The 3926-nt window shown below is 70.6% G+C and carries 1 protein-coding gene; it reads left to right on the top strand.

Annotation, left to right across the window (positions count from 1 at the left end; all coding sequences use genetic code 11):
• Positions 1-19: 19 nt before the first annotated feature.
• On the top strand, positions 20-3926 hold a 3907-nt coding region (locus ACFZBX_RS36805), incomplete at its 3' end, for an amino acid adenylation domain-containing protein (RefSeq protein WP_391538178.1).

The raw sequence follows: 3926 nt of genomic DNA, 5'->3' as shown, positions 1-3926 counted from the left end.
CCAGCTCATCGGGTTCTTCGTGAACACCCTCGTGGTGCGCACGGACACGGCGGGCAACCCGTCCTTCACCGACCTCCTCGCCCAGGTCCGCCGGAGCAACCTGGAGGCCTACGCCCACCAGGACATCCCGTTCGAGCACCTGGTGGAGAAGCTCAACCCGCACCGCTCCTCCAGCCACCACCCGCTGTTCCAGATCTCCCTGGGACTCCAGAGCACCCAGCAACCGAACTTCCAACTACCGGGACTCCAGGTCGAGTCCGGCGGCATCGGAACCGGTACCGCGCGATTCGACCTCGCCATCGTCGTGACCGAGGAGCGCGGCGACAACGGTGTGCCCGCCGGCATGCACGGGATGGTCGAGTTCGCCACCGACCTCTACGACCGGTCGACGATCGAGGCGCTGACCGAGCGCTGGACCGTGCTGCTGAAGGCGATCGCGGCCGACCCGACCCAGCCCATCGGTTCGCCGGACATCCTCGTCCCCGGCGAACGAAGCCAACTCCGCGACTGGGCGACCACATCCCGCCCTGACCTCGCCGACGCCACCCTGCCCGAGCTGTTCGAGGCCCTGACCAAGGCGGGCCCCGACACGACCGTCCTCGACACCGGCGATGCCACCTGGACGTACGCGGAGCTGAACGCGCGGGCCAACCGGATCGCGCACTGGCTGATCGGCCGGGGCATCGGTGCGGAGCAACTCGTCGGCCTGGCGCTGCCGCGCGGCGCGGAACTGTTCGCGGCGATCCTGGGTGTGGTGAAGGCGGGGGCCGGCTACCTGCCGGTCGACCCGGACTACCCGGCCGACCGCATCGCTTACATGCTCGCGGACGCCGCTCCCGCACTCGTGCTCGCCACCGACGGGTTGGCGCAGGGGCTCTCCGGCAGCGAGACCGAGATCGTCCCCCTCCGGGCCTACTCGGCCGACACGGACCGGCAGCCGGCCACTGACCCGACCGACGCGGACCGGATCGCCCCGCTCACCCCCCGGCACCTCGCCTACACCATCTACACCTCCGGCTCCACCGGCCGCCCCAAGGGCACCACCGTCCCCCACACCGGACTCGCCAGCCTCGCCGCCACCCTGGGCGATCGCGCCGCCACCGGTCCCGACAGCCGGACCCTGCAACTGGCCTCGCCCAGCTTCGACGCCTCGATGCTGGAGTTCCTCATGGCCATCAGCAACGGCGGCACCCTCGTCCTGCCTCCGGCCGGCCGTCTCGCCGGTGAGGAACTCGGGCGCTACCTCGCCGATCGGCGGATCACCCATGCCTTCATCCCGCCGTCCATCCTCGACACCATCCCGGCCGAGACCGCGCGGAACCTGCCCGGCCTCGTCCACCTCCTCGTCGGTGCGGAGCCGTTCCCGCCGCACCTGGTCGAGCTCTGGGCGCCGGGCCGTGCGCTGTACAACGTCTACGGCCCGACGGAGACCACCGTCCTCACCACCATCAGCCGCCCACTCGCCCAGCTGCCGACCCCGATCGGGTACCCGAACCACAACGTCCTCACCTACGTACTGGACGAACGTCTCCAGCCGGTCCCCGTCGGGGTGGGCGGCGAGCTCTACATCGCCGGCAAGGGACTGACCCGCGGCTACCTCAACCGGCCGGCGCTGACCGCCGAGCGATTCGTCGCCGACCCGTTCGGTGCGGCCGGGGGGCGGATGTATCGCACGGGTGACCTGGTGCGGTGGAACCGGGGCGGGGAGTTGGAGTACCTGGGCCGTAGTGACGATCAGGTGAAGATCCGCGGGTTCCGGATCGAGCCCGGCGAGATCCAGTCGGCGCTCACCCGGAACCCCGAGGTCGCCCAGGCCGTCGTCGTCGCCCGCGAGGAGCAGCCCGGCGACGTCCGCCTGGTGGCCTACATCGTCCCGGACGCCGACAAGGGCGAACCCTCCCTGCCGCAGCTCCGCCGTGAGCTGGGACAGCAGCTTCCCGACTACATGGTCCCGGCCGCGATCATGGTGATCGACAGCATCCCGCTGACGCGGAACGGGAAGATCGACCGCAACGCCCTGCCCGCTCCCGTCTACGCGTCGGCCGGCATCGGCCGCGCCGCCCGCACCCCGCAGGAAGAGATCCTGTGCACGGCGTTCGCCGAGATCCTGGGACTGCCCGGGGTCGGGGCCGATGACAACTTCTTCGACCTGGGCGGTCACTCGCTGCTGGCCACCCGTCTGATCAGCCGCGTCCGTGCCGCACTCGGCATCGAGATCCCGCTGCGCGCGATCTTCGAGGCCCCGAGCGTGACCCAGCTTGCCCGCCGATTGGCCGACCACGCGGGCGAACTGCGCCCCGCGCCCGAGCCGGTCGCCCGGCCCGAGGTGCTGCCGCTGTCGTTCGCGCAGGAGCGGTTGTGGTTCCTGCACAAGCTGGAAGGGCCCTCCGCCACCTACAACATGGCCTTCGCCCTGCGTCTCACGGGCGATCTGGACCGGCAGGCCCTGGGGGACGCCCTCACCGATGTGATCGCCCGGCACGAGGCGCTGCGCACCGTCTTCCGGGAGGTCGACGGTCAGCCCAGCCAGCACATCCTCACCCCCGACCAGGCACAGATCATGCTGCGGGCCGTACCGAGCAGTGAGGCCACGCTCCCCGCGCAACTCGACGCAGCGGCCCGGTACGAGTTCGACCTGTCCGGCCAGGTTCCCGTACGCGCCGAGCTGTTGACCGTCAGCCCGAGCGAGTCGGTGCTGATGCTGGTGCTGCACCACATCGCCGGCGACGGCTGGTCGCTCGCGCCGCTGGCGCGCGACCTGATCGCGGCCTACACCGCCCGCCTGACGGGCGCCGAGCCGGATTGGCCGCAGCTGCCGGTGCAGTACGCCGACTACACGTTGTGGCAGCGTGAGCTGCTCGGTGACGACGGCGACCCGGAGAGCGCGTTCAACCGCCAGTACGGTTACTGGGCTGAGCAGTTGGCCGGCCTGCCGGAGCAGGTCACCGTCCCCACCGACCGGCCCCGCCCCGCCGTCGCCGGCAACGCCGGTGCCGCGTGCAACTTCTCCTTCGGCGCGGACCTGCACCGCGACCTCGCCGAGCTGGCCCGGTCGGCCGGGGCAACGGTGTTCATGGCGCTGCAGGCATCCGTGGCCGCTCTGCTGACCCGCCTCGGCGCCGGTACGGACATCCCGATCGGTTCCCCGATCGCCGGGCGCACCGACGAGAACCTCGACGACTTGGTCGGGTTCTTCGTCAACACCCTGGTGCTGCGGACCGACACGGCCGGCAACCCGGCCTTCAGCGACCTCCTTGCCCAGGTCCGCCGGACCAGCCTGGCGGCTCATGCCCATCAGGACGTCCCGTTCCAGTACCTGGTGGAGAAGCTCAACCCGCACCGCTCCGCCGCGCACCACCCGCTCTTCCAGGTCGCGCTCGCCCTGCAGAACAACGAGCAGGCCGAATTCGAGCTGCCGGGAATGCAGATGCGCTCCGAGAGCGCGCACACGAGCACCTCGCGCTTCGACCTGATGATCACCCTGACCGAGGAGTACGACGGCGACCACGAGCCCGCAGGCATCAGCGGAGCCATCGAGTTCGCGACGAACCTGTACGACTTGAGCACGATCGAGACGCTGATCGCGCGCTGGGCCCGGCTGCTGAAGGCGATCGCCGCCGACCCGTCCCGGCGGATCGGCTCGCTGGACCTGATCACCTCCGGTGAAGGCGTTCGGCTCCGGGACTGGGCAACCACGTCCCGGCCCGAGGTCGAGGACTCGACCCTGCCCGGGCTGTTCGAGGCCAGGGTGGCGGTGGCGCCGGACGTGGTGGCGTTGGAGGCCGGTGATGAGGTCTGGACGTATGCGGAGTTGAACGCGCGTGCCAATCAGATCGCGCATTGGCTGATCGGCCGGGGCATCGGGGCTGAGGACCTGGTCGGTGTGGCGTTGCCGCGCGGTGTCGAGCAGGTTGCGGTGATTCTGG

This window comes from Kitasatospora sp. NPDC008115 (assembly GCF_042957205.1).
In the GTDB taxonomy this organism is placed as follows: Bacteria; Actinomycetota; Actinomycetes; order Streptomycetales; family Streptomycetaceae; genus Kitasatospora.
The sequence above is the reverse complement of the archived record's forward strand: the minus strand, read 5'-3'. Positions and strand labels throughout refer to the sequence as shown.